The 222-nt window shown below is 65.3% G+C and carries 1 pseudogene; it reads left to right on the forward strand.

Going from position 1 to position 222, the window contains the following annotated elements:
- A pseudogene (locus EXE42_RS18145) lies at positions 1 to 222 on the forward strand (thiamine pyrophosphate-binding protein); the annotation flags it as partial.

Genomic DNA, 222 nt, shown 5'->3' on the forward strand with positions numbered 1-222 from the left:
CGGAGGGACGTATTACAGACCGCGACATCACACCCCCGGAGAGCGCCCTCAAGGATGCGGTAGAACTACTGGAAACTGCCGAGCGGCCGGTGATCGTCGTCGGGCACGGTGCCCGCTTCGAGATGGACGGAATTGTGGACCTCGCCGAGCGGTTCGACTGCCCGGTGCTGACGACGTTCAAGGCGAAAGGGCAGATTCCCGACTCGCACCCGCTCGCGGGGG

It is taken from the genome of Halorubrum sp. SP3 (assembly GCF_005435195.1).
In the GTDB taxonomy this organism is placed as follows: domain Archaea; phylum Halobacteriota; class Halobacteria; order Halobacteriales; family Haloferacaceae; genus Halorubrum; species Halorubrum sodomense.